Source organism: Micromonospora sp. NPDC049301, assembly GCF_040678715.1.
Taxonomy (GTDB): Bacteria; Actinomycetota; Actinomycetes; order Mycobacteriales; family Micromonosporaceae; genus Micromonospora.
The window spans coordinates 202,052-227,700 of record NZ_JBFAQO010000008.1 but is presented as its reverse complement, the minus strand read 5'-3'; the positions used below and the strand labels follow the sequence as shown (position 1 = coordinate 227,700).

Annotated in this window: 26 protein-coding genes and 1 tRNA gene; 12 read left to right on the top strand and 15 right to left on the bottom strand. The window is 68.8% G+C overall.

Features of this window, described 5'->3' with window-relative positions:
- Nucleotides 1–19: 19 nt before the first annotated feature.
- The gene (locus tag AB0K07_RS24080; protein WP_363757747.1) at nt 20–2,401 is read right to left on the bottom strand and encodes a M4 family metallopeptidase; all 2,382 of its coding nucleotides are present in this window, start codon (nt 2,399–2,401) and stop codon (nt 20–22) included.
- 168 nt (nt 2,402–2,569) lie between these two features.
- Here AB0K07_RS24080 and AB0K07_RS24075 point away from each other — a divergent pair, with 168 nt between their 5' ends.
- Entirely contained in the window at nt 2,570–3,127 is a 558-nt protein-coding gene (locus AB0K07_RS24075) for a protealysin inhibitor emfourin (RefSeq protein ID WP_363757745.1), read from the top strand.
- An 11-nt stretch (nt 3,128–3,138) separates the two neighbouring features.
- Here AB0K07_RS24075 and AB0K07_RS24070 read toward each other — a convergent pair whose 3' ends face one another.
- The 4 genes from AB0K07_RS24070 to AB0K07_RS24055 all read right to left on the bottom strand — a co-directional run bounded on the left by AB0K07_RS24070 (nt 3,139) and on the right by AB0K07_RS24055 (nt 5,367).
- Nucleotides 3,139–3,768 carry a histidine phosphatase family protein gene (locus AB0K07_RS24070; protein WP_363757743.1) on the bottom strand — a complete coding sequence of 210 codons (630 nt, stop codon included), beginning with the start codon at nt 3,766–3,768 and terminating at the stop codon, nt 3,139–3,141.
- Nucleotides 3,769–3,836: 68 nt separating this feature from the next.
- Complete coding sequence (locus AB0K07_RS24065; protein ID WP_363757741.1) at nt 3,837–4,502, bottom strand: DUF998 domain-containing protein; 666 nt, start codon at nt 4,500–4,502, stop codon at nt 3,837–3,839.
- Between the two features lie 11 nt (nt 4,503–4,513).
- A complete protein-coding gene (locus tag AB0K07_RS24060; RefSeq protein WP_089018702.1) occupies nt 4,514–4,933 on the bottom strand; it encodes a VOC family protein in 420 nt (139 codons plus the stop codon).
- 35 nt (nt 4,934–4,968) lie between these two features.
- On the bottom strand, nt 4,969–5,367 hold the full coding sequence (locus tag AB0K07_RS24055) for an AraC family transcriptional regulator (RefSeq protein WP_363757739.1): 399 nt from the start codon (nt 5,365–5,367) through the stop codon (nt 4,969–4,971).
- Nucleotides 5,368–5,375: 8 nt separating this feature from the next.
- Between AB0K07_RS24055 and AB0K07_RS24050 the strand changes: the two genes are divergently transcribed.
- The 4 genes from AB0K07_RS24050 (at nt 5,376) to AB0K07_RS24035 (ending at nt 8,400) form a co-directional block, all read left to right on the top strand.
- Nucleotides 5,376–5,891 (top strand): toll/interleukin-1 receptor domain-containing protein, encoded by a 516-nt coding sequence (locus tag AB0K07_RS24050; RefSeq protein WP_363757737.1) that lies wholly within the window; start codon nt 5,376–5,378, stop codon nt 5,889–5,891.
- Nucleotides 5,892–6,076: 185 nt separating this feature from the next.
- Nucleotides 6,077–6,520 carry an HIT domain-containing protein gene (locus AB0K07_RS24045; RefSeq protein ID WP_363757736.1) on the top strand — a complete coding sequence of 148 codons (444 nt, stop codon included), beginning with the start codon at nt 6,077–6,079 and terminating at the stop codon, nt 6,518–6,520.
- Nucleotides 6,517–6,996 (top strand): hypothetical protein, encoded by a 480-nt coding sequence (locus AB0K07_RS24040; protein WP_363757734.1) that lies wholly within the window; start codon nt 6,517–6,519, stop codon nt 6,994–6,996. The genes AB0K07_RS24045 and AB0K07_RS24040 overlap by 4 nt, the downstream gene beginning before the upstream one ends.
- Before the next feature lie 771 nt (nt 6,997–7,767).
- Nucleotides 7,768–8,400 carry a hypothetical protein gene (locus AB0K07_RS24035; RefSeq protein WP_363757732.1) on the top strand — a complete coding sequence of 211 codons (633 nt, stop codon included), beginning with the start codon at nt 7,768–7,770 and terminating at the stop codon, nt 8,398–8,400.
- Between the two features lie 221 nt (nt 8,401–8,621).
- On the opposite strand, the gene AB0K07_RS24030 is transcribed toward AB0K07_RS24035, so the two are convergent.
- Nucleotides 8,622–8,885 carry a hypothetical protein gene (locus tag AB0K07_RS24030; RefSeq protein WP_363757730.1) on the bottom strand — a complete coding sequence of 88 codons (264 nt, stop codon included), beginning with the start codon at nt 8,883–8,885 and terminating at the stop codon, nt 8,622–8,624.
- A gap of 679 nt (nt 8,886–9,564) precedes the next feature.
- Here AB0K07_RS24030 and AB0K07_RS24025 point away from each other — a divergent pair.
- Nucleotides 9,565–10,683, top strand: a complete 1,119-nt coding sequence (locus AB0K07_RS24025; protein ID WP_363757728.1) for a hypothetical protein — start codon at nt 9,565–9,567, stop codon at nt 10,681–10,683.
- Between the two features lie 31 nt (nt 10,684–10,714).
- Here AB0K07_RS24025 and AB0K07_RS24020 read toward each other — a convergent pair whose 3' ends face one another.
- From AB0K07_RS24020 to AB0K07_RS24010, 3 genes are all read right to left on the bottom strand, one after another.
- Nucleotides 10,715–11,770 carry an IS110 family transposase gene (locus AB0K07_RS24020; RefSeq protein WP_363757726.1) on the bottom strand — a complete coding sequence of 352 codons (1,056 nt, stop codon included), beginning with the start codon at nt 11,768–11,770 and terminating at the stop codon, nt 10,715–10,717.
- A 618-nt stretch (nt 11,771–12,388) separates the two neighbouring features.
- Nucleotides 12,389–12,805 carry a transposase gene (locus AB0K07_RS24015; protein WP_363757724.1) on the bottom strand — a complete coding sequence of 139 codons (417 nt, stop codon included), beginning with the start codon at nt 12,803–12,805 and terminating at the stop codon, nt 12,389–12,391.
- Nucleotides 12,751–13,500: a transposase gene (locus AB0K07_RS24010; RefSeq protein ID WP_363757722.1), complete on the bottom strand. Its 750-nt coding sequence runs from the start codon at nt 13,498–13,500 to the stop codon at nt 12,751–12,753. Before AB0K07_RS24010 ends, AB0K07_RS24015 begins: the two co-directional genes overlap by 55 nt.
- Before the next feature lie 691 nt (nt 13,501–14,191).
- Between AB0K07_RS24010 and AB0K07_RS24005 the strand changes: the two genes are divergently transcribed.
- A complete protein-coding gene (locus AB0K07_RS24005; protein WP_363757720.1) occupies nt 14,192–15,193 on the top strand; it encodes a hypothetical protein in 1,002 nt (333 codons plus the stop codon).
- 426 nt (nt 15,194–15,619) lie between these two features.
- Nucleotides 15,620–15,925 (top strand): tyrosine-type recombinase/integrase, encoded by a 306-nt coding sequence (locus AB0K07_RS24000; protein ID WP_363757718.1) that lies wholly within the window; start codon nt 15,620–15,622, stop codon nt 15,923–15,925.
- Between the two features lie 73 nt (nt 15,926–15,998).
- On the opposite strand, the gene AB0K07_RS23995 is transcribed toward AB0K07_RS24000, so the two are convergent.
- Nucleotides 15,999–16,075 (bottom strand) — tRNA-Thr (locus tag AB0K07_RS23995).
- Nucleotides 16,076–16,427: 352 nt separating this feature from the next.
- Here AB0K07_RS23995 and ugpC point away from each other — a divergent pair.
- The gene (gene ugpC, locus AB0K07_RS23990; protein ID WP_363757716.1) at nt 16,428–17,519 is read left to right on the top strand and encodes a sn-glycerol-3-phosphate ABC transporter ATP-binding protein UgpC; all 1,092 of its coding nucleotides are present in this window, start codon (nt 16,428–16,430) and stop codon (nt 17,517–17,519) included.
- Between the two features lie 312 nt (nt 17,520–17,831).
- The gene (locus tag AB0K07_RS23985; RefSeq protein WP_363757714.1) at nt 17,832–17,996 is read left to right on the top strand and encodes a hypothetical protein; all 165 of its coding nucleotides are present in this window, start codon (nt 17,832–17,834) and stop codon (nt 17,994–17,996) included.
- A 57-nt stretch (nt 17,997–18,053) separates the two neighbouring features.
- Here AB0K07_RS23985 and rlmB read toward each other — a convergent pair whose 3' ends face one another.
- Both rlmB and cysS read right to left on the bottom strand, forming a co-directional pair.
- Entirely contained in the window at nt 18,054–19,187 is a 1,134-nt protein-coding gene (gene rlmB / locus AB0K07_RS23980; RefSeq protein ID WP_363757712.1) for a 23S rRNA (guanosine(2251)-2'-O)-methyltransferase RlmB, read from the bottom strand.
- A complete protein-coding gene (gene cysS, locus AB0K07_RS23975; protein ID WP_363757710.1) occupies nt 19,187–20,602 on the bottom strand; it encodes a cysteine--tRNA ligase in 1,416 nt (471 codons plus the stop codon). Before cysS ends, rlmB begins: the two co-directional genes overlap by 1 nt.
- 165 nt (nt 20,603–20,767) lie before the next feature.
- Between cysS and AB0K07_RS23970 the strand changes: the two genes are divergently transcribed.
- Complete coding sequence (locus AB0K07_RS23970) at nt 20,768–21,376, top strand: helix-turn-helix domain-containing protein (RefSeq protein WP_363757969.1); 609 nt, start codon at nt 20,768–20,770, stop codon at nt 21,374–21,376.
- Between the two features lie 182 nt (nt 21,377–21,558).
- Here AB0K07_RS23970 and AB0K07_RS23965 read toward each other — a convergent pair whose 3' ends face one another.
- A complete protein-coding gene (locus AB0K07_RS23965; RefSeq protein ID WP_363757708.1) occupies nt 21,559–21,837 on the bottom strand; it encodes a hypothetical protein in 279 nt (92 codons plus the stop codon).
- A 225-nt stretch (nt 21,838–22,062) separates the two neighbouring features.
- Between AB0K07_RS23965 and AB0K07_RS23960 the strand changes: the two genes are divergently transcribed.
- Nucleotides 22,063–22,521 carry a hypothetical protein gene (locus AB0K07_RS23960; protein ID WP_363757706.1) on the top strand — a complete coding sequence of 153 codons (459 nt, stop codon included), beginning with the start codon at nt 22,063–22,065 and terminating at the stop codon, nt 22,519–22,521.
- 157 nt (nt 22,522–22,678) lie between these two features.
- On the opposite strand, the gene AB0K07_RS23955 is transcribed toward AB0K07_RS23960, so the two are convergent.
- Entirely contained in the window at nt 22,679–24,385 is a 1,707-nt protein-coding gene (locus AB0K07_RS23955) for a S8 family serine peptidase (protein ID WP_363757704.1), read from the bottom strand.
- Nucleotides 24,386–24,657: 272 nt separating this feature from the next.
- On the bottom strand, nt 24,658–25,623 hold the full coding sequence (locus AB0K07_RS23950; protein WP_363757702.1) for a DMT family transporter: 966 nt from the start codon (nt 25,621–25,623) through the stop codon (nt 24,658–24,660).
- Between the last annotated feature and the right edge of the window lie 26 nt (nt 25,624–25,649).

Sequence of the window (25,649 nt, the reverse complement as noted above, 5' to 3'; positions counted from 1 at the left end):
GGCCCTGGTGTCGGTCAGGTCAGGAGACGGTGAGCGCGGTGTCGTCGACCACGAAGGACGTCTGCAGCGAGGAGTCCTCGGTGCCGGTGAACTTCAGGCTGACGGTCTGACCGGCGTACGCGGCCAGCGAGAAGGACCTCTGGCTGTAGCCGGCGGCCTTGTTCAGGTTGGAGTAGGTCGCCAGCGTGGCCAGCACCGTCCCGCCGGAGTTCAGCACCTGCACGCGCAGCGTGTCGTACGCGACGCTGGTGGTGGTCTCGGCCGAGTCGATGTGCAGCCAGAAGCTGAGCGCGTACGACGAGCACCCGGACGGCAGGCTCACCGACTGGGCGAGCGTGTCGGTGTGGCTGCTGCCGTACCCGTTGAGCCAGGCCTTGTACGACCCGGTGCGGGCGGGCTGGCTGCTGGAGTTGGTGATCACGCCGGACGTGGCGGTCCAGCCGGTCGCGCCGGACTCGAAGCCGGGGTTGGCCAGCTTCTGCCCGGGCGCGGTGCAGCCGCCTCCGGTGCCGTTCACGGTCAGCGTGTACGTCGCGCTCCGGGTGACCGAGCCCGCGCCGTTCACGGTGACCGAGTAGGTGCCGGGTGGGGTGCCCGCCGAGGTGCTGATGGTGAGGGTGGACGAGCCGCCCGAGGTCACCGACGAGGGGCTGAACGCGGCGCTCGCCCCGCTCGGCAGGCCGGACGCCGAGAACGTCACGGTCTGCGCCGTGCCGCTGGTGGTGGCGGTGGCCACCGTGGTGGAGGCCGAGCCGCCCGGGTTCACCGAGCCGGCGGTCGGCGAGAGCGACACCGAGAAGTCGTTGCCGGTCGAGCAGGGCGCGTCGTTGCCGGCCACGTTCACCGCCGTCCAGGCGGCCTGCACCGCCTTGTACTCGGTGGAGCAGCTGCCGTACAGGTCGGTGGCGGCCCGCAGGCTGTAGGCGCGGGCGGTGTTCGCCGGGTTGCTGGTGTTGACGTACGACGTGTTGGAGGTGAAGTAGACGTCCAGCGCCCGGAACCAGATCTTCTCCGCCTTGGCCCGGCCGATGCCGGTGACCGCCGGGGCGGAGCCGCAGACCGGCGAGGTGCCGTACGCGGTGGCGCCGGTGCCCTCGGCGAGGTTGAAGTAGAAGTGGTTGGCGACCCCGGAGGAGTGGTGCACGTCCTTGTTCTTCGTGCTGGTGGACCAGCAGCTGTCGGACGAGCCGTCGAGCGACGGGTTGTACATGTAGCGCAGCGGCGTGCCGTTGCCGTTGATGTTGATCTTCTCACCGACCTGGTAGTCGCCCGGGTCGGCCGAGGTGTTGGCGTAGAACTCGACCATGTTGCCGAAGATGTCGCTGGTGGCCTCGTTGAGGCCGCCGGACTCACCGGAGTAGGTCAGGCCACCGGGAACGACGTTCTCGGTCACGCCGTGGCTCATCTCGTGCGCGGCCACGTCGAGCGAGACCAGCGGGCGGGAGTTGCCCGAGCCGTCGCCGTAGGTCATCCGGGACCCGTCCCAGAACGCGTTGACGTAGTTGTTGCCGTAGTGCACCCGGCTCGGCACGCCCGTGCCGTTGCCGAAGATGCCGTTGCGGGCGTGTGTGTTCTTGAAGTAGTCGAACGTCTTGGCGGCGCCGAAGTGCGCGTCCACCGCGGCGGACTGGCGGTTGGAGTTGACTCCGGTGCCCCAGGTGTTGTCCGCGTCGGTGAAGGTGGTGCAGCTCGACGTGCCGTTGTTCATGTCGCAGGTCGAGCCGTTGCCGTGGGACGGGTCGATCATCTGGTACGTGCTGCCGGAGAGCGTCGTGTCGATGCTGACCGTGCCCGAGTAGAGGCTGTTGCCGGTGCCGGCCACCGCCTCGATCTCGTCGTACGACCCGATGGCCCCGCCGGTGGTGGCGTCGGTGATCACGTGCAGGCGGGACGGGGTCTGTCCGTCCGGCTGCCAGCCGCTCACCACGGTCTCCCAGGCCAGCCTGCCCCGGCCGGAGCTGGCGTCGACGAACAGCTCCGGGGTGCCGACGGCCTCGGCCGTGCCGGTGAACCCGGTACGGGCGGCCTTCTTCGCCGCGGCGGCGGTGACCTTGGCCGTGGTGCCGAGGGTCAGCGGCGCGGCCAGGCCGACGGAGCTTCCGGCGTAGCTGCCGTTCGGCGTGGCGTGGATGACGAAGTCACCACCGTAGACCCGCAGCCCGTGGTAGCTGCGGGTGTAGCGGGTGTGCGTGGCGCCGGAGGCGTCGACCTTGGTGCTGTGCACCCGGTACGACTCGGCGCTCGAACCCTGGACTGCACCGGGGTTCGAGCCCAGGACTGCCGCGGCGGAGGTGTCCGGCGCGGGGGCGGTGGGCGGAGCCGCGTGCGCCGCGGTGGCGACGCAGGTCAACAGGCCGCTGGTGAGCAACGCTGCGCTGACGGCGGCGAGGGGTCGTTTCACGTGCCCTCCTGAAAGGAGAAAGGTTGTGACGGGGGTAGTCACGCATGTAGATATAGCTATGTGTTGAGGAAAAGAGAAGGCTTGGACCGCTCCCAGACATCGACACTGGCCGTTCGGATGAGGGCGGTGACGAGGGAACCGACGGCCGCAGCCGTGCGTCCGAGCGGCATGAGACCCGCCTCGACGACCGGCGTCACCGTCGCGCTACTGGTCGCCCTCCTGGCCGGCTGCACCAGCGACGACCGAGCCGGCACCGCCCCGGACCAACCCCCCGCGACCATCGGCCCGACCCCGACCGGCCCCGCCACCGGCGTCCCGCCGACCACCGTCCCCACCACTCCGGGCACCCCGGCACCGACCGGCCCCGACGCGACCGGCAGCACGGCCACCCGCGTCATGCTGTTCCGCTCCGGCGGTTTCGCCGGCCGTGGCGACGCCGTGACCGTCGAACCCGACGGCCGGTGGACGCTGGTGGACCGTGCCGGCAGCCGGCGTACCGGCCGGCTCGACACCACCGACCTCGGCCGGCTACGCGGGCTGGCCGCCGACCCCCGGCTGGCCGCCGAGGCCCGCCGCCCGACCACCCCCACCAGCTGCGCGGACGCGTTCAGCTACCGGTTGACCGTCGGCACCGTCGAGACCGCGTACGTCGACTGCCCCGCCGACGCCGCCCCTCCCCCGGCCACCCGCGCGCTGGTCGAGCTGCTCCTCCGGGCCACCGGCTGACCGCCCGGCCGTCAGACCAGGTAGTCCGGCGGCAGGCCGGTGCCGCGCAGCTCCGGCGGCAGATGCGCCACGTCGTTGAACGCGATCAGGTTCGGCGGTGCGGCCGGGCCGTACCGGATGACGGTCAGTCCCGCGTTGTGCTGATTCACACCCAGCCACCGCCGCTCCGGCGCGTCCAGGGCGTGCCGGACCAGCCAGGCGATCAGGAAGCTGTGCGTCACGACCAGCTCACGGACGGGCTCGGCGCCATCCGCGCCATCGGCGGCCGGCCCGGCGAACCGCCGTACCGCCGCCGCCGTCACCCGCGGCCCGTCGACCCGTTCGGCCGGCGAGAACTGGCCCAGGAATTTGGCGTACGCCGGAGGCAGGCCGGCCGGCTCCGTGTCGTGCGGAAGGTGGTCGCCGGCCAGCTCGGTGGCGTACACCGGAACCCCGGGCAGCGACGCGGCGACCAGCTCGGCGGTCTCCGCGGCCCGGCGCAGCGGCCCGTGGTGCACGGCGGCGAACGACCGGCCCCGCAGCCGCTCGCCGAGCAGCCTGGCCTGCCGCCGACCCCGCTCCGACAGGCCGGCCTCCGGGGACTCGGTCGCCGCGTCCTCCTGCTCGCCGTGCCGGGCGAGGTACAGCAGCCGGGTGATCATGCCCTACACCTCAGCACAGCGGGAGGCGCGGGAACCACCCCGCGCCTCCCGATCCGACGCCAGTCGGCTCAGTCCACCCGGCCCGGCACCGCCCGCGCGAACGTGACCGACACCCAGAGCCAGCCGGCCGCCACCGCCAGGCCGAACGCCACCATCACGGCCGGAGCCGGCCGGACGATCAACGCCACCCAGGTCACCGCGAAGAAGGCACCGGTCGCCAGGCTGTATCCGGCCCGGCCCCACGCCCCGCGCCGCGCGGCCCGCCGACCGACCACCACCGTCGCGGCGATCAGCGATACGAAGGCGACCGCCGCCACCAGGAAGTGCAGGCCTCCGTGCCAGCTGATCTGGCCGGCGCCCCGAGGCGTGCCGGCGGGAAACCCGTCGGCCTGGTCGGCGCTGAAGATCCCCGCGCCGACCAGGCCCAACCCGTACAGGGCGAGCAGCCGGGGCGGCCAGACCGACCCGGCACCGGTGGTACGCCGCAGCGCCCCGGCCGCCGCCACGCAGAGCACACCGGTGGCCAGGAACGTGGCGATCTGGATCCAGCCCAGCTCACCGGTGCTCAGCACGCTGACCGGGTGCCGTCGCAGGTCGAACCCGTCCCGGGTGAGCGCCTGGAGCAGCGCCGAGCCGGCGAAGATCGGGCCGGCGACGACACCGCCGACCAGCAGCGCACGGTCCAGGCCGGCGACGGCCGGTCGGACCCCGGAAAGTGGCACGACCTCGCTCATCGGTCCGCCCCTCAGGCCCGGGGGAACATCTGGCCGACGCGGATCTTGTTGCCGAACGGGTCGCGGATGCCGAAGTCGATCCCGTACGGGCGCTCGGTCGGCTCGTCGGTGATCTCGACCCCCTTGGCCACCAGCTCCTCGTGCGTCTTGTGGGCGTCATCGGTGGTCATGAAGAGGGCGCCACCCAGCGCCCCCTTGGTGAGCAGCTCCCGGACCTGCGCGGCGGTCGCCGGGTCCATCGCCGGCGGGCCCGGCTTCTCCAGCAGGATCTCGCGCTCCGGGTCGCCCGGCAGGTTGACCGTCAGCCAGCGCATGAAGCCGAGGTCCTGGTCGGTGTTGAGTTCCATGCCGAGCTTGTTCACGTAGAAGTCGAGCGCCTCGTCCTGGTCGAGGACGTAGATCTGGGAGCGGCTGATCGCGTTCATCGTCATGGGAATCACGCTAGACGTACACCCTGACCTGCTGCTTATCCAAAACTGCTGGGTCGGGTCCAGGCCTTGGTGAAGCAGGACGGCACGTTGGTCGGCGCGGCGCGCCGGCGGAAGTCCGTGGGCGACTCCCCGACGATCTGCCGGAACGTCCGGCTGAACGTCCCCAGGCTGCCGAAGCCGACCGCGTAGCAGATGTCCGTAACGTCCCGGTCGGTCTCCACCAGCAGCGACATCGCCCGCTCGACCCGCCGCCGTTGCAGGTAGCGGTGCGGGGTCTCGCCGAAGGTCGCCCGGAACGTCCGGATGAAGTGCGCCTCGGAGACGTGCGCGATCCGCGCCAGCGCGGGGATGTCCAACGGTTGGGCGTACGACCGGTCCATCGCGTCCCGGGCACGCAGCATCGCCCGGTTCGACTCCTCCACCGCGCGACTCATCGGCTCGCGTGCACATCCGATCGGTTGGACGACTTTCGTCGCGGGTTGGCCGCCCGCGCTCGTGCTGCCGCCCAGCATACGACCGGTGCCGGCAGCTACCGCTCGCGCACAGTCGGGCAACGCGGCACAGTGAGGCCGTGCGGGAGGTCACGGGGGCCAGCGGACAGGCGCCAATCTTCATCAGCCATGCCGGTTGTGACCGGATATGGGGGGAGTGGGTGGGCTGGGAGCTGGAGAATGCCGGCTACCGCGTCGAGTTGGGCCTGTGGGACTGGCAGCTGGGCGAAAACGTCATCGGGAGGATCCGCGACGCGCTGGAGCGTTGCGAGCGGATGATCGCTGCGGCGTACCGGACCTGGAGGCGGCGATCCCGGGGTTACATCCACTGCCGCCGGGCGGGCAGGGTAGGCCTGGCGTTGGGGGCACGGATTGAGTCGGCACCGCCCCCATGCCGTTGCAGACCGTGCGGGCCGACCATGGCGTCAGTCAACGTGACAACCGCAGCAGCACGTACCACGGCCTAAATGGACGATTTGAACTGGTCACGCCGTACTCCCTGGCACACCTGCAGAGTGTGGGTTCTGGGTGATATGAACGCGCCGCCGGCTGCCCTACCCTGGTGCGGGGACGAGCATTGACAAGAGGGAGCGATTTTGGCCAGGTCAGCCCACGTTGAGCGATGGTCAGCGCGAGGCGGGGACCGTTCGCGATGATCGTCGAGGCTGGCTGCCCATTCTGCGAAATCGTTCGACGCGAGACCCCGGACACCCGGGAGGTCTACCGCGACGAGCGCGTCGTTGCGTTCTTTCCGCTGGAGCCGGCCACTCTGGGCCACACGCTCGTGGTGCCGCGTGATCACATTCCGGACATCTGGTCACTGGACGAGGAAGCCGCCGCCCACCTGGCGCGAATCACGCTGCGACTCTCGCACGCCGTGAGGCGCGCGACCGAGCCGGAAGGATTGAACGTCATCCAGTCGAACGGCAGAGTTGCCACCCAGACGGTGCCCCATGTGCACGTCCATGTTGTCCCCCGCTGGTCCGGCGACGAGATGGGACGCATCTGGCCCGCAGAAACCAGTTTCTCGGAGACGCAGAAGGATGACGTCTGGGAGCGACTCCGGGACGAGTGCCGGAAGGTTGGTGGGGAGTGATGCAGCCGGCTGACGTGATAGCCGTTGATCCGGACGATCGGCGGAAGCACCTGGACTACATCCAGGCGGTCGTGACGCGCATGTCCTCGGCATCCTCGGCGGCCAAAGGGTGGCTGCTGCCAGTGGTGACCGCAACGTACGGGTACGCGTTGACGCGGAACGCGAACCTCGTTGCGGCGCTGGGGATCGCAGCCGCACTCCTGTTCGGCTTCCTCGACGCGAATTACCTGCGACAGGAGAAGGCGTACCGGCGCCTCTATGACGCGGTAGCGCGCGGGACGCGAAACGTCCCCCTGTTCTCACTCGACCCCTCAGACGCCGACGATCCCGCTCCTGCTGCGGCTACCCGCGGACAAAGAATCCGATCGCGCCTCAGGCGCTGGTTTCCCGACGCCACTGTCTGGCTCTCATGGTCGGTTGCGCCATTCTACGGAGCCCTCGTCGCCATCGGCTGCTCGATAGTTCTGTTCGCTTGATCGCGATCGTCTGGGCTGCCCGCCCGGCCGCTCGCACCGGCTGCGCCCACCCCTCTGACCCCGACTGCCCGCTCACGGCGGCGCTCGCCGGGAGGACTGATGAAATAGTGGAGCCCCCGGCCGGGATCGAACCGGCGACATCTCGCTTACAAGCTCTGTGTGGCTTGTCCGGCGGCGTCCGTCCGCGTCGCCCACCTCGGGCGGCCGTCTGTCTGCGTGTCGCGCCGGCTGTCTCGGGCCAGGCTCGTTGCTGTCGCCGTTGCTGTCAACGGCTACCGCAGCGGCTACCACACTGGCCTGCTCGCCGCTGGGACGCGCGTCCTTCGTTGTCCGTGGGCGTCCGGGCGCAGTCACCTCGGTCGTCACTCAATTAGTCGCTCGGTGGGTCATCCTCATCGCCCATGCCAGGTAGCGAGGTACGGCACCAGGGTGGTGCCGGATGGCGATCTTGAGCTCCCATCTGTGCCCAGCTTTCCCGAGGGCTGCCAACAGATCCCGGAGCACTCGCCCGAGCGGCTGGCTCGTCGGTGGTCACCGGCTCGGTGCAGTGAGGGGCAGCGGGGAGCTTCAACTTTCTGGCAGGCTGCGCTGGTGACCATTAGCTCGGGCAAGGTTGTGCGCATCACCGCAGCAGTGCTCGTCGCGACGCTATGTGGCGCCTGCGGAACAGGTCGCCGAGACGCCATAGCCGAACCTCCACAAGAGGCGACATCGTCCGCGTCAGCGGCACCGCAGCATGAGAACCGAGCCTCATCACCGGATGGATCCGTCGTGCTGCCATGGGTCGCAGCGATCGTCGCTCGCGACGACACCTCGATCACCGTGGCCACCGGCATAGACAGTGCAATCTGCGGAGAGCCCACGCGTTCCCCCGAGGCGACGATCACCCATCAGGACGAAACCCAGGTCGTTATTTCGGTGACCACGAGAATCGTGCGAGCAGAAGAGGACGAATGCGCCATCACCGGTGACGCCGCGCCCGCTTTCGTATCGCTGCAAGAACCCCTCGGTGACAGAGTTCTGCGCGACGCCGCCGCCACCCTGCCGCATCCGACCTACTACGAGCGAGATGTGCCGGACCTCCTTGCAGACAAGCGGTGGGATCCTTCCGGAGGACACGTGAGGCCCGACGAACGCTGGTTTCAGAGCTTCCGCGATCCTGGCGGCACAATGCTGCTCCTCGACGCGCAGCCCACAACTAGGGCGCAGCGGTCGGCCGCTATCGCCACGTTCCCAATCCGCTCACAGCAAGGCATCATCACTCGCTACGGCGCAGCAGGCTCTTGGACGGTCTGGTGGGAGGTCGGGCGGGTCGCCTACTCACTGTCGCTCATACCGCCCGAGAGTCATGGCTTCACGCTGAAACAGTTCAAGCAACAACTCGCCGGGCTTACGTGGAGTTGATCGTGCCACGCTGACAACACCAGGCAGGCATCCTCTCCGCCTAACGCCGTCGAACCTGTGCCATCCCGATGCTCCTCTGGACGTCAACCCCGCGACCCCTTGACCCCCAGGCAACCAACACGGTGCGCTGACCTGTGTTGTTAGGTGCCTCTACCAGCGCAGCTAGTCCACCCTAGTCCGTGGACGTCCACTGTCGCTCATGCTGATCGTCACTCAGTTAGTCACTCACCACCGCGCCGCCGCTGGGACTCCGCCGTAACGTACAGCCGCCACGCGACCTCATTGATCGACCGCAGCCATCGCCGGCCCACTGCGCCAGGCTCGGACGGTGCCAGCTCGGCCCCGGCGACCCGGTCCATCATCACGGAGAGCTTCTCGTGCTCCTCAATGTCAAAGAACATGAGGCAGTAGGCCGCGAGCCGTAGCACGTCAGACCAGCCGTTCCGCTCCCGAAGCATGCGCGGCCAGATGTCCAGCTTCTCCATGATGTAGGACTCGTCTGACCAGGCTCTCGGGTGAGCGCGTGCGTAGTCTGCCCAGAACTCGCTCCGGCCGGGGTGGCGAGCCGGCGGAGCCATTGCAAGCAGATCGAGTAGTAGTCGAACGTCCGGGTGGTCGAGCGGGGCGCTGTCCATCAGGCCAACCTAGCGAGGGGTCAACTCGTCAGGGACCAAGCCGAGCCTGTCGCAAGTCCGACAGGCCGCGCACGAGGATCCCTCTGAACTGTGCTCATCGAGGATGATCGCAGTCATGAGCGAAACCAGCGGGTACGGCATCATTGATCGGCTGCTGACGACCCCATACGCCGATGCTCCATCGATGTCTGGCCACGACCACCGCGAGAACCTTCTCCTGCGCCTATATCACGCGCTTGAGGCTGCCGGCTTGGTTGATGGCGATGTCACTGCCGACCGCGACGCCCAAGGTAAATGCCGCTACTGCGGCCGGGCACGAGAGGTCCCTCACGACACGATTTGCGCCATTCCTCGGTGCGTCATAAATGGTCACCAACGCCTCGTATGCAGCGAGCGAAATCAGCCAAACCATGACTGCGGGGCCTCCCTGTGGGCCACCAACATAGCCGCCCATGAGAGGGCTTCGTTCGCGCTTCGCGAATATTAGTATCGAACGCCAAGCTTCCGCCTATTAACTTGTGGGAGAGACTTGAACATCGAGGCAGCAATTCAGGCAATTGCGGCGGTCGCTGCGCCGACAGCGACTGTCGCCGGACTGCTGAGTCGCAAACGTCGCCTCCGTGCAGCGATTCGCGAGAACCTTGCTCTCGCCGGGGAACTGGAGCAGAGTTCCGTCCTACGGGAGCACACGCCTGTGTCAGTTTGGATGCACGGCAGGATTGTACTGGATGTGGCCAAGCTGGCTGGGCAATCGTTAGGCACACCCAAGAAGCCCATCCCCAAGGGCTCAGTAGCACTTGCATCTACCTTTGCGATTTTATTCGGAGCCTGGACATATTACATTGATAGGAAGGGTTTCGTCTGGTATTCAGTATTCCCTGCGCTCGCCGCATCCGTATTTGTGATTTCCATCCTCGGGATGACCACCAATCGCGAACTTCCACCATCAGAGCAGGACAATCTACCTCCAGGAGCAACGCCAATCCGGAGCGAATCAGCGAGTGAACAAATTGCCGCCTCGATCGCCCTAGCAACTGAGCCCGGCGCTGGAGAACGATTCCGGGAGTGGGGTCAAGCCGGAGTCGTCCTGCGCTTCGTCAGTCTGATGAGAGAGGGACGTTTCGAAGATGCTATCGGACTCGCAGATTCGAATTGGCTTCATTGCAGAGTGCAGTCCTGGCTCTGGAATAATCGAGACACCTTCGGCGCAGACACGGAAACCCTGAGCATCATTGCACATTCCTTGTCCACCACGCGTGAACCGTCCGAGTTGTGGAATGCTTTCGCCGCCACGGAGAGCGGTCAATTTAGGAAAAGCTGGGAGCCGATCGATGTAGATAAGCTCGGAGTGGCTAGCCGAGAGCGCAGGATTGCCGTTAACTACGCACTCGTAATCCTGACTCCAGTAGGCGACACTGGCGGCTTTTTCGTGAACTCGGCCACCATGCTTCAGGAGGCCATGACTTTTGTTGTCCATTCCGAGGGAGATCGTTGGCTAGTCGCGAGCCATCTAGGAACGGCTCCGCCGGCACCAGGCTGGCCACCCGCTTGGTGGTCAGTCAATGACCCGGCCATCCAAGCGCCACCTGCCCGTGAGCTCCCTGAGGACGGCGAGGAAGAAAGCCTGGCTGATAACCCTGCCAATTAGAGCTGCCGCCATCCCGATGCTCCTATGGAGGTCAAGGGGCGAGGGCGGTGAAGTCGGCGCGTAGGGCGGTGTAGACGTCGCGGACGATGTAGCGCTTCAGGCAGCGGAGGATCTCCTGTTTGCTGAGGCCTTCGGTGGTGCGGCGGTGGACGTAGGCGCGGGTTCGTTGGTCGTAGCGCATGCGGCAGAGGGCGATGGTGTGCAGGGCGTGGTTGGCGCCGCGGTCGCCTCCTCGGTGGAGGCGGTGGCGGCGCACCCGTCCGGAGCTGGCCGGGATGGGTGCTGCGCCGCAGAGGTGGGCCAGAGCCGCTTCGGAGTGCAGCCGGTCGGGGTTGTCGCCGGCGGTGGTGAGCAACTGGGCGGCGACATCGGGGCCGACACCGAACAAGGCCGTGGTGCGGGGCGCCGCTTTCCGGACGATGGGTGCCACCTGCCGGTCGAGGGCGGTGATCTCCTCGGTGAGGGCCGTGACCCGGCGGGCGAGCCCGGCCAGGGCGGCGGCGGTGGCGTGCGCCGGCTCGTGAAGTCTGGCCGGGTCGTAGGTCAGCGCAGCGCACCGGCTGACCAGCACGGCAGCGCTGACCCTGGTCAGGTGGGCTCGCAGGGGCTCGGGGGCGGCGGCGACCAGGCCGCGGATCTGGTTCAAGGCGGCGGTGCGGGCCTTGACCGCTCCTCGGCGGGCGACCCTCAGGGCGCGGATCGCCTCGACCGGCCCAGTGCGGGTCTTCGGCGTGCCCATCGAGGTGCCAGCGAGGGTGGCCCGGGCGGCGGCGATAGCGTCGATCGGATCGGACTTGCCCTGTGCGCGGCGAGCGCGGCGGTCCGGCCGGTCCACCTCCCTTACGGCGATCTTTTTGCTGGTCAGATAGCGGGCCAGGCCGGCCCCGTAACTGCCGGTACCCTCCACGCCCACGGCAGTTACCCGCCCGAAGGAACGCATCCAGGCCAGCAGATCCGCGTAGCCGGCGGTGGTCGCAGGGAACTCGGCGTCGGCCAGGAGCCCACCGGTGCTGTCGATGGTGGCGGCGTGGTGCGTGTCGCGGTGGGTGTCGACACCACCGATAACTGATCGCTTCTTGACTGCCATGCTGGTGAGGTCCGCCCTTCTCGTCTGCGTCGAGATCCGTGGACACGTCACCGGTCAGGTGATCGGACAACACAGTGGTGGGCGCCTCTCGCACAGGCTCCTATCAGGTCACGACGCCTGACCGGTGACATGCAGCTCGCGAGGCCACCGAGCCGGCCGACGAATCGGGATGAGGACAGCAACCGTCGGTCTGCCGGTGAGTCAGACCAGCCCGGCGACCCACCCCACCATCCTCACTGTCTGCCGTCGACCCGCCCTTTGGGGAGCGGGCCGCGGCTCGGCCCGCCACGTCATCCATGAAGGAGCGGGGTCGGTCAAGGGTGGGCTTTTGACCTGCTGACGCTGTTTTGCCCGTCTTGCGGCATGGTTTTCGGGCGGGCGTGTGTGCGGCGCCGGGGTCAAGGCTGGGCCGCAGGCCCACCCCGGTAGGGGCTTGGCCTTGACGCCGGTGCCGTGGACGCCATGCTGCTGATGCCGGAAGTCGGTGTTGTGGGTGTGGTCGCGTCGCCAGGTTCCGACTGCTGTCGGTGGGACAGGCCGGGGTTCGGCTGCCGGTCATCCATTCGCCCCGCGGGTTCGGGGGCATGGTGGTGTGCGACCGTGACCGGACGGGGTCGATCAAGCGGGCGGCCTCGCCGTCGGCCGACGGGGGCCAGACGTGGCGCGACCACGCGTCCGGTCACGTCCGAACCTGCTCACGCCGCCGCCGGCCGGTGCGAGGGCGCGGATGTGTCCGTCGCGCAGGCCGTAGTAGACGAGGGTGAGCAGCTTACGGGCCACCGCGACGGTGGCGATGTTGCGTCCGCGTCGCTCGGCGACGCGGGCGCGGGTGGAGGTCAGCCAGCCGGCCGTGTGCGGGACACCGTGGGCGGCCTCGACCGCGGCCCACCGAACGAGGGTCGAGCCCTGCTTGGTGATCCTCCCCCGGTGCACGACGAGGTCAGATTCACGGTGCCGGGGAGTCAGCCCGGCCCGCGAGGTCAGCTGCGCCGGGCCGGCGAACCGGTCGACCTCGCCGACCTCAGCAACGAACACCGCCGCCAGGATCGGGCCGACACCAGGGATGCCTGGATCGCGGTATAGCCACAGTGCCCGGAGAGTCTGGCCCGGATCGGACCGTCGACCGCGTCGATCTCGAAATCGACCGCGTCGATCAGCCGACACAGCGAGGCCGCCCGACCCCGATACGCGCCATCCAACGGCGCCCGGGCGAGCAGTTCCCGCCCACCCACGCCGAACAGATCCGATACGGCGATATGCACGCCCTGCTTGGCCAACACCGCATGCACCGATGCCTTCAACCCGCTGCGCCAGGCCACCAGCTTGGCCCGATACCGCACCAACTCCCGCAACTCGCGCACCGCAGGCGGGGCCACATACGCCTCCGGCAACCTGCCCATCCGCAGCAGATCCGCCAGGTCCGCGGCATCACGAGCATCGTTCTTCACCCGCCGGTAGGCGAACCCCTTCACCCCCAACGGATGCGCCAAATGCACCCGGGCGCCGGCCGCGGTCAACACATCCGCCGCCCAGTACCAGCCATAGGTCGCCTCCAGGACCACTTCGGGGTCCGGGCCGGCTTTAGCGATCTCCAACCCGAGAGCGACCGGGTCATTGTCGATGCGCACCGTGTCGAGCTTCTCGCCCGCCTCCGTCATCCGCACGATCACCGACCTGCGCCGATGCAGATCGATACCCACGATCTGCCGACCGTCATACTCTGCCTGCATGAGGGGCCTCCTTCGTCGTGAGACGTGAGCACCCCGAGCATCCCGCCCGGGACCCACGAGGAGCGAGGCCCCGCTCCTTCATGCCATCAAGCGGACCTTGACATACGTTCGGACGCCGGCGGGCCGGGCCGTGGTCCGGTCGTGCAGGTGCAGCCCGAGGCCACCAGGGATGTCGACGGCGGTCAGAGCCTTTCGGATCATCGATGACCCAAGCCTGACTCATGCCGTACCGGACGACCACGCCCACGCCAAGCTGATCAAGACCACCCCATGATCTTGTTAGCAGTTCTTACGTACCGCGAGGCTATCCGATCAGCTAAATTCGAGTAGCCCGTCTGGGTGTACCGAGAAAGGATCATTGCATCCCTTCATTGAGGTGCCTACAGTGGCAGTCACCTATTGCACCGCCTTGACTCCAAGCGTATTTGCAGAGGGAGCTGAGAGACTGTGGCAAAAGTCGTTAACCTCATCGCCTCGGGCGCACTTCAAAGGTCCGATGCGCCTCTAATGTTCAGGCTGGCTGAAGTAAGTGTGCGCCGAGACATTCCGGGTTCCTCTGCAACGGACCAGGAATTCGAGAGCAATATGCAGTATGAGAATGATCCCAGTGGTCCGACGGTGCGGCCGTATCGAACTCATGCGCCCGATGGTTCGGTGAACACCGATTACCACCCCGACTAGTATGTCGAACGTGGTTGTGATTTCGGACGACCTCGATGGCAGTGCGTCAATAGTGGTTGCGGAGCTCCAGTCGCGGGGCTGGGCTCCGCAGATCATTGAGGGGGAACGCCTGGCGCTGCCGTCGGTCTCCATGGAGATAATCACGTCCGCGTCAGGGCCTCCTTCGGCAGTATGCACAGATGCCGAAAGTGGGCAGCGGATCGTTATAGGTCCTGACTCAAGGGTTTTCCGGCGCCAGCCGGCTGTGCCAACGGTCGAGGTTCGTGACGAGGAGTATCGGGCGGTCGCCGCCTACTGTACCGAGCAGTACCGCGGCATGCTTGAATCCCTATTTGTGATTCCGTGCGCTTGGATGAATCCCGCATCCGCAGATCGGAAGCTCGATCAGAATAAGCAATATGGGAATAGCGTTGCACAGAGCGTTGGTATCAGCACGATTCCCACGGTTATCACCGATTCGCCAGCATCTTGGCGTAGACACGTTAGGCGCTTGGGTGGGTCGGGGGCAATTGCCGTAAAGCCTCTTCGCGCATGGCCGGTAACTCTGGTGGAAGATCCGGAAGCATGGGTGGGAATCTACACTACGCGTCTAAGTGTTGCTGAAGCGCTCGACTTCGGCGAATCAATCTCATTCGCTCCAGTAATCCTGCAGCCGTACATCGAAAAGCAGTACGAACTCCGGGTCACTGTAGTCGGTAGGGAAATCTTTGCTTGCCGCATCGATTCACAGGAGTCGGAGACGGCATGTACAGACTGGCGGCGTTACGACCTAGCGAACACTCCCCACACGCCATACGAGCTTGGAGTGGACCTCTCGGACCAGATCCTTCACTTCATGGCTCTTACCGGTCTAGTGTACGCCGCGTTCGACTTCATCGTGGATCTTAGCGGCGAACCAATATTCGTTGAGGTTAACCCGTGTGGTCAGTTCGGCTGGATAGAGACCTTAACGGGTCTTCCAATTAGCGGATCGATCGCCAGTTGGCTGCTCGACGCCGCTGATGGCAGATGATGGTCGGCCTGTCCGCCTTCTTCAGTACGACGACCTCATCAAACGGGCGATCGACCGGATGGCCAGCACTGGAGTGGCTTCAACAAGGGCGAGCCAGGGCCGCGGCCTAAACAACAGTGCAGCGGCCGGCTGGTGGGTACGCTATTTTGCCTCGCTGATGTTGTCTGCCTGCCCCGATTCTCCGCCAATGGTGGGCCGGCGATCGCGTAAAACCGATCTGGCTGCAAATCGGCTACCAGTGGCCCTCGACCGGACGATGAAGACGTCGGGCGGCACCTGGCGGGACCTCACCGCGGCGCTACGGCAAGAGTCCAACCGCCGGCAGGCTCCCTAGCGGTGCTGCCGTAGCACTCACCGGCAGGCATCCGATCGGACGAGCACATCGCTCTGCTTGAGCACCAGGAGCGCCAGCAGGCCGAACGGGCTGTGCTCGCCGAGCTCTGGCAAGACCACGGCCTGCTCTTCCCCTCCGAGCGGGGCACCCCTTTGGAGCCGACCAACCTGAGCCGCTCCTTCGCTCGGCTTCGGGAGACCGCCGGTCTGCCCGGTGTCCGCCTGCACGACCTGCGGCACACGGTCGTGTCGCTGCTGATGGAGCTGGGCGTCCCGCCGCACGTCGTCCAGGCCATCGCCCGGCACGCGGACGTGAAGATCACGCTCAAGGTCTACGCTCACGCCAACCTCGACGCGATGCGTCAGGCGCTCGGCAAGCTCGACGGGAAGCTCTCGTGACTCCCGTTGCTGTCAGCGTTGCTGTCAACCGGTTGATTCACGGCAGTGCCGGTCGGGAAAAGCCTGGTGAAATTGGAGCCCCCGGCCGGGATCGAACCGGCGACATCTCGCTTACAAGGCGAGTGCTCTGGCCAGCTGAGCTACAGGGGCGCGTGTGTCGAAGTCAGCATAGCGACTGACGTCTGGATATCCCGCTCGCGAGGGCTCCCGAGCACGGGAAACGTCAACAACCCGACGCCCGTACGCCCTCACACGTCCGCGCTGTGCGTCGATTGATGTCTGACCGTGCCCGAGTGACCGGATTGCGTAGGCCGTGCACCGGTTCCGGCACTCCCCCGCCTTGGCAGCGTGAGGAAACCCGTTTACGGTGCAGTGACACGAACGACAGGCCCGGCCGCCCGCGACCAGCCCGCCGTCCGTTGACCGGCACGGACACCGTGCCGGTCGCTCCTTCACTCGGATCGTCCGGCACGTTCCTGCCGGTGAAAGGAAGCGCTTCACCATGGCTACGGTCACTTATTCCAAGGCGTCCCGGATCTACCCGGGCACCGAGCGTCCCGCCGTCAACGAGCTGGACCTCGAGATCGGCGACGGCGAGTTCCTCGTCCTGGTCGGCCCCTCCGGTTGTGGCAAGTCCACCAGCCTGCGGATGCTCGCCGGGCTGGAGGACGTCGACGCCGGCTCGATCTACATCGACCAGCGTGACGTCACCCACCTGCCCCCGAAGGCCCGCGACATCGCGATGGTCTTCCAGAACTACGCCCTCTACCCGCACATGACGGTGTACGAGAACATGGCGTTCGCGCTCAAGCTGCGCAAGACCTCCAAGTCGGAGATCGACCGGCGGGTCAAGGAGGCGGCCGGGCTGCTCCAGCTGGAGGAGTTCCTCAGCCGCAAGCCGAAGGCGCTCTCCGGTGGTCAGCGTCAGCGTGTCGCGATGGGCCGGGCGATCGTCCGCGAGCCGCAGGTCTTCCTGATGGACGAGCCGCTGTCGAACCTCGACGCCAAGCTGCGTGTGCAGACCCGTACCCAGATCGCCTCGCTGCAGGCGAAGCTGGGCGTCACCACGGTCTACGTCACGCACGACCAGGTCGAGGCCATGACCATGGGTCACCGGGTCGCGGTGCTGCTCGATGGTGTCCTCCAGCAGGTGGACACCCCGCGGGCGCTCTACGACACCCCGGCCAACGTCTTCGTCGCCGGCTTCATGGGCTCCCCCGCCATGAACATCAAGACCGTGCCGCTGAACGACAACGGCGCCGAGTTCGCCGAGCTGCAGATCCCGCTGACCCGCGAGCAGGTCGAGGCGGCCCGCGCCGAGGGTGGCGACGGCAAGGTGACCGTGGGCTTCCGCCCGGAGGACTGCGACCTGGTCAGCCCGACCGAGGGCGGCATGCCGGTCGTGGTCGAGCTGGTCGAGGACCTTGGCTCGGACGCCAACGTCTACGGCCACGCCGCGCTGGGTGGCAACTCGGAGCGCTTCGTCGTCCGCACCGACCGACGCACCATGCCGAACATGGGTGACACCGTGTTCGTCAAGCCGCGCACCGGCCGCAGCCACGTCTTCCACGCTGCCACCGGCAGCCGGATCTGACGTAACGCCGTACCGAAAAGGGGCGGTCCGCTTCGGCGGGCCGCCCCTTTTCGCGTCGTAACCGGCGGCAGGTGCTCACCCTGCGGAGCCAGCGTGGATGTGGCTCTCCGGGGTGATCCGGCGTGGCGCGCCACGCTCGTACCGTCACGGCAACTCGAACCCGAGGAGATGCCGTGCCCACCGTGCTCACCAACCTCGCCGCCGCCCCGACCACGCGCTCCCGGCCGTACGGACCGCCCGGCCGGCCGGCCGTAGCCTCGTCTACTGCGCCACGCTGATGCCGCTCGCCCTGCTCGCCTCGTCGGCCTGCCGATGGCCGCCGCCGGACTGGCCGCGCTGATCGGCATCGCCGCCGTGCATCAGCGACTGACCCGGAGTCTCGACGGGGAACGGCGCGGGCCCTGGCTGATCCCGGCCGCCCTGCTGATCGCGCTGGCCGGAGCACTGCTCTTCGTTGCCTGGACCCGCCAGATCTGACGGCCCGGGACGCGACGAAGCCCCTCCCCGCAGCGGGAAGGGGCCTCGTCGACGTGGTTACAGTTCGACCGAGCGGCGGCGGGACACCTCGGCCAGGGCGACGGCGGCGGCCACGCTGGCGTTGAGCGACTCGACGTCGGAGATCATCGGGATGCTGACGGTCAGGTCGCAGGTCTCCCCGACCAGCCGGGACAGCCCGCGCCCCTCGGACCCGACCACCACGACCAGCGGACCGACCGCGGCCTCGAGGTCGTACAGGTCGGTGTCACCGTCGGCGTCCAGCCCGACCACCATGAAGCCGGCCTCCCGGCACGCCTTCAGCGACCGGGTCAGATTGGTGACCTGGGCCACCGGCACCCGCGCGGCCGCGCCGGCGCTGGTCCGCCAGGCGGTCGCGGTGATTCCGGCGGCACGCCGCTCGGGTACGAAGACACCCTGCGCGCCGAACGCGGCGGCCGATCGGATCACCGCGCCCAGGTTGCGCGGGTCGGTGACCCCGTCCAGCGCGACCAGCAGCGGGGCCTGCTGCTCCATGGCCGCGGCCACCATGTCCTCGAACGGCTGGTACGCGAACGGCGGCACCTGGAGCCCGACGCCCTGGTGCAGCACCCCGCCGGTCATCCGGTCCAGCTCGGCCCGGCTGATCTCCAGATTGGCGATGCCCCGGTCGGCGGCGGTCCGGATGATCTCGTTGACCCGGTCGTCCATGTCGATGCCCTGGGCGGTGTAGAGCGCCGTCGCCGGCACCTGGGCGCGCAGCGCCTCCAGCACCGGGTTGCGCCCGACCAGCAGCTCCGGGGTGTCCTTGGCCGGGTTGGACTTGCGCCCCGGCGCGACCCGGGGGCCGGACCGGCCGGCGGGCTTGCCGCCACGGCCGCCGGTGCTGCCACCCCGGTTGACCGGAACGCCACGGCCGCCGCCCTTGCCCCAGGTGGTGTCCTTGGTGCCGGGCTGGCCGATCTTCGGGGCACGCCCCTCCTCAGCTGCCGCCCGGCGCTCCTTGTCCTGCTTCCAGGCGGTGCGCTGGGGCAGCTTCTCGGTGCCCGAATACCCCTTGTGCCACGGCCGCTCGTCAGCGGGCAGGGTGCGCCCGCGCCCGGCCAGGGAGTCCTTGTTCTTGCCGCCGGTGCCCTTGGGGGCGCCCGCCTTCGGCGTCAGTCGCCGGCCACGGCGCTGCGAGTTGCCGGCCATCAGTCCTGCTCTCCAATAGTCCAACGGGGCCCCTGGGGGGTGTCCTCGACCACCACGCCGGCCAGCTTGAGCTGGTCTCGCACCGCGTCGGCGGCAGTCCAGTCCTTGCGGCCCCGGGCCTGCGCGCGCTGCTCCAGGGCCAGCGCGATCAGGGAGTCCACCACGGCACGCAGATCATCCGAGCGGCCGCCACCGGTCCAGGCCGGGTCGAGGGGGTCGATCCCGAGGATATCCAGCATTGCCCGTACCGCGGCCAGCGTGGTGCGGACGGTCACATCGTCGCCGGCGGTCAACGCGGTGTTTCCGTCCCGGATCTGCTGTTGCAGCACGGCCAGCGCGGCGGAGGTGTTGAGGTCGTCGTCCATCGCCGCGACGAAGCCGCTCGGCAGCTCGCCGAGCTGCCCGGCGCCGACCCGCTCGGCCGCCCGCTGCACGAAACCCTCGATCCGGCGGTACGCGGTGGCCGCGTCGCGCAGCGAGTCCTCCGAGTAGTCGATCACGGAGCGGTAGTGCGCGGCGGCGTAGTAGTAGCGAAGCTCCACCGGCCGCACCCCGAGCGAGTCGACGTACGCCAGGCCCAGCGCGTTGCCGGCGGACTTGCCCATCTTGGCTCCGCCGATGCTGAGCAGCCCGTGGTGCACCCAGTAGCGGGCGAACGGCAGCCCCGCCGCCTGGGACTGGGCGATCTCGTTCTCGTGGTGCGGGAAGGTGAGGTCGAGCCCGCCGCCGTGGATGTCGAACTCCGGGCCCAGGTACCGCCAGCACATCGCCGAGCACTCGATGTGCCAGCCGGGGCGGCCCAGCCCCCACGGCGACGGCCAGTAGGCGTCCGCCGGCTCCTCGGGCTTGGCGCCCTTCCAGAGCGCGAAGTCGCGCGGGTCCCGCTTGCCCCGGTCGGGGGCGTCACCGGCCGACTGCATCGCGTCCGGGGACTGGCCCGACAGCGACCCGTACGCCGGCCAGGACGCCACGTCGAAGTAGACGTCGCCGGAGCCGTCGGTGGCCGGGTAGGCGTGCCCGTCAGCGATCAACTTGGTGATCAGCTCGTGCATCTCGGGGATGTGCCCGGTGGCGCGCGGCTCGTAGGTGGGCGCCAGCACGTTCAACGCCCGGTACGACTCGGCGAGGATCAGCTCGTTGGCGTACGCGATGGACCAGAACGGTCGGCCCTGCTCACCCGCCTTGACCAGGATCTTGTCGTCGATGTCGGTCAGATTGCGGATGAAGGTGACCTCGTAGCCGGCGGCCAGCAGCCAGCGGCGCAACACGTCATAGTTGACGCCGGAGCGAAGGTGACCGATGTGCGGCGGAGCCTGCAGGGTGAGACCACACAGGTAGACCCCCACCTTGCCGGCTTCCCGCGGGACGAAGTCCCGGACCGATCGGGTGGCGGTGTCATACAGGCGTAGCGTCACCGTACAAGGGTAGCCGTCCCGGCCTGTCCAGGCCGGCCGGTGCCGGGTCGTACGCTGCCAGGCGTGGATGCGACCGCACGCCCCGATGAGCCGCCGGCCAGCCCCAGCGCCCCCGCCGGCCGGACCGACGCGGTTGGCGGGCGGACCGGGGAGACGGCACAGACCCTGGACCGGGGGTTACGGCTGCTGCACCTGGTCGCCGACGCACCCGGCGGGTTGACCGTCACCGAGGTGGCGAACCAGCTCGGCATCGGGCGAGCGGCCGTCTACCGGCTCGTCGGCCCGTTGACCGGGCACGGCATGCTGCGCCGCGACGTCGACGGCCGGCTGCGCCTCGGCGCGGGGCTGCTGCACCTGGCCCGGCGCGCCCAGCCCCTGCTCGCCGAGGGAGCGCTTCCGGCCCTGCGCAGGCTCGCCGAGCAGGCCGGCGCCACCGCGCACCTCACCGTGGTCGAGGGTGGCGAGGGCGTCGCCCTGGCCGTGGTCGAGCCGAGCTGGACGTCGTTCCACGTCGCGTACCGGACCGGGGCACGGCATCCGCTGGACCGGGGCGCCGCGGGTCGGGCCATCCTGGCCGGCCGAGCCGGGACGGCGGGACCGGTGAGCAGCAGCGGGGAGTTGCAGTCCGGGGCGTACGGGGTGGCCGCGCCGGTGCTCGGCGTACCGGGGTTGGAGGCGAGCGTCGGCGTGGTCGCCCTCGCCCCGCTGGACGTCGACACGGTCGGCCCCGAGGTCCTCAACGCTGCCACGGCCATCGCCACCGCCCTCCGCTGACCCATCGCCCGCCGCATACCACGATCGGCGGCTGGGTTCGCGGTTGTCCACAGGGGTCGCCGGGACTCGCAGGGCAGGTTGTCCACAGGGCTGTCGGAGGCTGGTCCGCGGCCGGCACGCTGCTCGGCATGCCGCCTCGTCCGCACCGACCCGACGCCCTGGCCTGGCAGGTCTTCCGAGGATCAGACGCGATCCGGGACGGCCTGATCACCGAACATCAGCTGCGCAGCGCCGCGTGGGTGCGACTGCGCCATGACATCTACGCCGACGCGCGGCTGGAGCGGGACCACGCCCTCGCCTGTCGGGCCGCTCTCCTCCGACTGCCACCCGGCGTGCTGGTCGCCGGCCCGTCGGCCGCCTACCTGCACGGTGTCGAACACGCCGCCACCTTCACCGACGACGTCCATGTCCTCGTGCCCCGGCCGCTCCGGATCGGCGCGCAGCGTGGCCTCCATGTGCATGCTGGCGATCCTGCCCCGCCACCACCTGCCGAGACGTCCCCGAAGGCCGCAGGGCCTACCCGACCAGCGAAGCAGTCCCGTCGAATCGGTGCGAGCGGCTCGGGCCGCGGGGTGACAGGCGCTCTCGGGTCGGAGTCGATCCGTTGCTCAGGCGGTCCGATCCCCCGCTCCGACCCGGGCCGGGCCGCCTGGGAGTCCGCCGTCTGGCTCGAACCGGTCCGCGCGGTGACGATTGTCGACGATCTCCTGCGGCAGGGAATGACCGATCGCGACACGCTCGCCGAGGTGGCTGCCCGCAACGCGGACCGGCCCGGTGGGCGACGAGCACGATGGCTCTTCGAGTTGGCCGACCCCGCAGCCCAGTCCCCGCCGGAGTCGCAACTACGGGTGCGGTTGGTGCTCGGTGGGCTGCCACGGCCGATCGTCCAGCATGCGATCCGCCTGCCCGACGGCGTGGTCCTGCATCCCGACCTGGCGTGGCCGGAGTACCGGGTCGCGGTCGAGTACGACGGGCAACGGCAGGCCGACAGCGATCAGCTGCATCTCGATCGCCGCCGGATGAACCTGCTCGTCGGCGCGGGCTGGCTGGTGCTCCACGTGACCAGCCGACGTCTGCACGCCGAGTTCCCGGCGGTGCTCGGCGAGGTGCGCACCGCGCTCATCGCCCGTGGATGGCGCCGGTGATCTCGGGCCCGAGCGGCACGGTCATCTCGGCTTCATCGAAACCGTGCTGTTCCCGGGGCGGTGACACACCGGCATCGCAAGGATCTCGAGCTGATCGAGCCCTGGAATGACGTCGGGGCCCGGTCGACCGTGGTCGACCGGGCCCCGAAGCTTTGCCCTACGGTCGGGCGTTCGGCTTGAGCGGGGTCTTCACCGCCGCGTAGGCGTCGACGATCCCGTACCCGTAGAAGCCGTTGAAGTTGACCCCACCGGCGCAGTAGGCGTCGTAGGTCTCGTCCCGGCCCTCGTTGCGGTACTGCTGCAGCCGCGGCTCCGGGCAGGCGTGCTCGGCCGCCGTCCGGTAGAGGTGCTGCTCGACCAGGTCCGGCGACATGCCGAAGCCACCCTGGCGCTCCGGCTTGCCGTACCGGCTGACGATCAGCGCGGCGACGCCGGCGGCGTGCGGGGACGCCATCGAGGTGCCCTGGAGGTAGGTGTAGTAGCCACACTCACCGTTGGCCTTGCACTGCTTGAAGACGAGCGAGGCCACCCGCGGGTCGATGTTGCCGTTGGCGTCCACCCGCGGATCCGGGATGGTGGGGGAGATCGGCTCCTCCTGGAGCACCTTCAGCGGGTAGGTGGAGAGGATCCGGTTGCCCGGGCTGTTGTACGTCGGGGTCCCGAAGCCGTCCCGGGCGAAGCCACCCGGCGCGGCGACCGAAATCTGCTCGGTGCCGTAGTTGGAGTAGTCCGCCTTCTTGCCGGACGGGCCGACGGCCGATACGCCGATCACGTGCGGGCCCTCGGTGGGCAGGTCCCAGCAGCTCTCGTTGTCGATCGGGCGCGGGTACGGGTCGGCGCCGTAGTCCGGGCTGGAGATGTCGGTGCGGGGCGCGCCCAGGTCCTCGTTGTTGTTGCCGAGCGCGCCGACCAGGGTGACGCCCTTGTTGTGGGCGAAGATCAGCGCCCGCTTCATCGCCTTGATGATCGCCCGCTGCTCGGCCTGGTCCTCCGGGGAGTCGGCCGGGTTGGCGGTGCAGTTGTAGAGCCACGGGTCGACGTAGAACGACATGTTGACGACGTCGATCCCGGACCGGCCGGCGTAGATCAGGGCGTTGACCACCGGGTTGAGGAAGAAGTAGCCGGAGTCCTGGCCACCCTTCAACTCGACCAGCGAGACCTTCGGGGCGACGCCGGAGAGGCCGAAGCCGTTGGCGGCGGCACCGATCGTGCCCGCCACGTGGGTGCCGTGCCCGCCGTCGTCGGTGCCCACCGCGTCGAGGCAGCTCGTCACCTCGCAGGGACCGTCCACGTCGGTCAGGTCCGGCGCGAAGTTGCGCGACAGCGCCCAGTTGAAGTTGGGCGCGATGTCGGGGTTGCTCGCGTCGACGCCCGTGTCCAGCACGCCGACGGTCACCCGGCGATCACCCGGCTCGACCTTGCGGGCCTCATCGGCCCGAATCATCTCCAGGCCCCAGAGCTTGTCGTCGAGCGGGTCCAGCTTGGCGCCCTTCTTGGCAGCGCCGGCGGCGGCCGCGGTGGGCGGCACCTGCTCCTGCTCGACCCGGTCCAGCTTCGGCTTGCGCCCGATCGCCTTCTGCTCGGCGGCGCCGATCAGCGTCGGGGCGGCCGTCGCCCTGGCCGCGAAGTCGGCCCGGTCGCTGGTCACCTGGAACATGCCGACCTCGTCGGACCGGGACACCACCGTGCCGCCGGCCGCGCGGATCGCCGCGACCGCCGTGTCGGCGGTGACGCCGTCCTCGGCGACGACCGTGAAGGTCCGGGAGCTGGTCGGCGCGGCGCTGGCCGGTACACCCAACCCCGTCGCCGTAAGTGCCAGCACTGTCGCGGTCGCGACGGCACCGGCGGTGAAGCGCTTGCTCACCACATCGGATCCTCTCGTTGAGGGACGTGGCAGCCATCACACAGCACCCGGCGGATTTACGCCAGATGAACGCCCGTTATGGCGGTGAATCTCTCCTTCATCCGCCCAGGTCGACACGTGTCCTGGGAAGATCGGCCCGCACTGGCGGCCGGTCGGACGACACCGTCGGCAGGTCAGCCCCCATTGCCGGCAGCTCAGCCGGCACTGCCGACAGATCGGCCATGGTGGACCCCGGCGTCGAACACCACGGCGGTCAGCACGGGGCCACCATCTCACCGAGCGTCGGCGGCCAGCGCGAGCTCGGGCGAGACTGGCACCGGCGCCGATGACGACCCGCGCAGCTCGTCGAGTCGGACCAGCGCCACCCCGGCGACGATCAGCCCACCACCGAACAACTGCCAGGCGGTGGGTAGTTCGTCCAGGAGGAGCCAGGCGATCAGCACCGCGAAGAGCACCTCGGTCAGCCCGACGAACGACGAGAGCCGGGGGCCGAGGATCCGGGTGCCGGCGATACCGGCCAGGTACGCGATCACGGCAGCCACCAGGGAGAGCCCGGCGATGGGCAGCAGCCAGCTGGTGCGTTGCCCGGCAAAGGTGACCTCGCCGAAGGTGGCGTGCAGCGGCAGCAGACCGGTCAGCCCGACGAGGAGCAGCACTGCCGCACCGACGGCCATCCCACCGCTGGCCATGGCGACCGAGGGCAGCCGGGGGTCGACCCGACCGGCGAGTACGAAGTAGCCGGCGAGACCCAACGCGGCACCCAGGCCCCAGAGCACGCCCACCGGGTGGAAGCCGGCGGTGCCGGTGAGGTCCAGCACGAACGCCAGCCCCACCAGGGCGGCCGCCGAACCGGCCACGGTGAGCCGGCGCGGCTTCTGCCCGTGCCGCAGCCACATCCAGCCCACGACGAGGATGATGCCCAGGTACTCCAGCAGCAGTGCGACGCCGACGGGCAGGTAGCGCACGGCGTTGAAGAAGCAGACCTGGGCCAGGGCCACGCCGAGCAGCCCGAACATCCCGATGGCTGTGACGTTGCGGCGCAGCACGTGCCACCGGCCCCGCAGCGACAGCAGCGCGGGGATGGCCAGCACCAGGGCGGCCACGCCGACCCGGGCGATCACCGCCGCCTCGGCCGACCAGCCGGCCTCGATGAGCGACCGCGCGAAGGTGCCCGAGGTGGCGAAGGTGACCGCGGAGAGCAGCGCCAACGCGGCGCCGGCGGCGGGTCGTGACTGCATCCTGCGCTCCTCGGGACGGCGGCGGT

Coding starts and splice junctions, on each gene's coding strand:
- AB0K07_RS24075 (WP_363757745.1), top strand. CDS start 2,570: ATGAGACCCGCCTCGACGACCGGCGTCACCGTCGCGCTACTGGTCGCC.
- AB0K07_RS24070 (WP_363757743.1), bottom strand. CDS start 3,768: ATGATCACCCGGCTGCTGTACCTCGCCCGGCACGGCGAGCAGGAGGAC.
- AB0K07_RS24065 (WP_363757741.1), bottom strand. CDS start 4,502: ATGAGCGAGGTCGTGCCACTTTCCGGGGTCCGACCGGCCGTCGCCGGC.
- AB0K07_RS24060 (WP_089018702.1), bottom strand. CDS start 4,933: ATGACGATGAACGCGATCAGCCGCTCCCAGATCTACGTCCTCGACCAG.
- AB0K07_RS24055 (WP_363757739.1), bottom strand. CDS start 5,367: ATGAGTCGCGCGGTGGAGGAGTCGAACCGGGCGATGCTGCGTGCCCGG.
- AB0K07_RS24045 (WP_363757736.1), top strand. CDS start 6,077: ATGATCGTCGAGGCTGGCTGCCCATTCTGCGAAATCGTTCGACGCGAG.
- AB0K07_RS24030 (WP_363757730.1), bottom strand. CDS start 8,885: ATGGAGAAGCTGGACATCTGGCCGCGCATGCTTCGGGAGCGGAACGGC.
- AB0K07_RS24020 (WP_363757726.1), bottom strand. CDS start 11,770: ATGGCAGTCAAGAAGCGATCAGTTATCGGTGGTGTCGACACCCACCGC.
- AB0K07_RS24010 (WP_363757722.1), bottom strand. CDS start 13,500: ATGCAGGCAGAGTATGACGGTCGGCAGATCGTGGGTATCGATCTGCAT.
- ugpC (WP_363757716.1), top strand. CDS start 16,428: ATGGCTACGGTCACTTATTCCAAGGCGTCCCGGATCTACCCGGGCACC.
- AB0K07_RS23985 (WP_363757714.1), top strand. CDS start 17,832: ATGGCCGCCGCCGGACTGGCCGCGCTGATCGGCATCGCCGCCGTGCAT.
- rlmB (WP_363757712.1), bottom strand. CDS start 19,187: ATGGCCGGCAACTCGCAGCGCCGTGGCCGGCGACTGACGCCGAAGGCG.
- AB0K07_RS23965 (WP_363757708.1), bottom strand. CDS start 21,837: ATGCACATGGAGGCCACGCTGCGCGCCGATCCGGAGCGGCCGGGGCAC.
- AB0K07_RS23950 (WP_363757702.1), bottom strand. CDS start 25,623: ATGCAGTCACGACCCGCCGCCGGCGCCGCGTTGGCGCTGCTCTCCGCG.